Here is a 1,413-nt window from a genome sequence, read left to right as displayed (position 1 = left end):
GCCGTGTATGCGCCAGGCAGTAGGCGAGCGTGATCGCGCCACCCGGGCGGTTCGGCCGGGCCAGCTCGTCATATCCGCTGTAGCCGTCCACCTGCAGCACGCCGCGGAACCCGTCGAGATGGGCCCTGATGTGACGGCCACGGCGGTCCTCGGCGTAGCGATAGACCACCGCCGGTGGTGCCGGTCCCTGCCATGGTCGATCATCCACCGCGTAACACCACAATCGCGCAATGCGCGCCCGCCGACGCGTGCGATCCAGAACCGGCAGCGGCGTGTCGTCGCAGAACACCTTGGGGGCCGCCATGACGGTCTCGATCAGCAGGTCATGCAACGGCTTCAGCCACCAGGCTGCGCGCCCGATCCAGTGCACCAGCGTCGAACGGTCGAGATCGATGCCATGGCCCGCCAGCATCTGCGCCTGGCGATGCAACGGCAGATGCCAGGCGAACTTCGACACGGCGACGTAAGCCTGCAGCGTCGTCGTCGGCAGCCCGCCCTCGACGGGACGGGACGGTGCCGGCGCCTGCACCACGGCGCTCTCGCAGGCACGACAGCCATAGCGCGGGCGATGGATGCGCCTGACCCGGATGATCGCCGGGACGATGTCGAGCATCTCGCGGACGCCTTCGCCGATCCGATGCAGCGTGCCGTGGCAACACGGGCAGGCGTCGACCGCAGGCTCGATGACGACATCCTCGCGCGGCAGATGCTGGGGCAGGCCGCCGATGTTGCGCACCGGCTTCGGGCGTATCGACTGATCCCGCGGCTGCGGCTTCGTGTTCTCCGGCTCGGGCTCGACCGGCGCCGTCGAGAGATCCGCGAGCCCAAGCGCCAGCTGCGTCGCGGGAGCATCGAATTTTTTCGAGCGCGCGCCATACAGCGCCCGCCGCAACGTCTCCAGCATCGCCCGCAGCTTGCCGTTCTCGTCGCGCAGCTCGACGATCATCTCGATCAGGATGTCGGGCTCACGCGGCAATGGAGCAACGTCGGAGGCCATGCGGCGATGCTACCGAACCACATGGGCGTTTCGCCAGGGTTTCAGCTATGGACGGGCGCTTTATTCAGACGGCATCGCGATCGCGCGGGCACCGAGCTGCGTCCAGTCCATGCCGGTGAACAGCAGCCGCAACTGCGTGGCGGTCAGCGTCACCGCGCCATCACGCACCGGTGGCCAGGTGAACGCGCCGGTCTCCAACCGCTTGGTGACGAGGCACAGACCGGATCCGTCCCAGACAAGCTGTCAATCGGCGTGCAAAAGGGACCCCAGATCGGCGTCCAAAAGTGACCCCCCTTACGGTGCGCGTAGTTTGACGCTGTTCGCCGCTCCGGAGCCGTAGGTGGAGGAGCGGTGAGCAGCGTCGGCCGATCGCTGGTGGAGAGTTAGCCGGCAGGATCAGGCGCGGTTCTTGAACC

1 protein-coding gene and 1 pseudogene are annotated in these 1,413 nt (G+C 67.5%); both read right to left on the bottom strand.

What is annotated here, in order from left to right; all coding sequences use genetic code 11:
* Positions 1 to 997: IS66 family transposase (gene tnpC, locus OL599_RS25750; protein ID WP_264716928.1), on the bottom strand; the 997-nt coding region annotated here is incomplete at its 3' end.
* 60 nt (positions 998 to 1,057) lie between these two features.
* Positions 1,058 to 1,225 (bottom strand): annotated as a pseudogene (tnpB, locus tag OL599_RS25745) (IS66 family insertion sequence element accessory protein TnpB); the annotation flags it as partial.
* Positions 1,226 to 1,413 lie beyond the last annotated feature (188 nt).

The organism is Limobrevibacterium gyesilva, from assembly GCF_025989185.1.
GTDB lineage: Bacteria > Pseudomonadota > Alphaproteobacteria > Acetobacterales > Acetobacteraceae > Limobrevibacterium > Limobrevibacterium gyesilva.
This window is presented reverse-complemented; position numbering and strand designations above follow the sequence as displayed.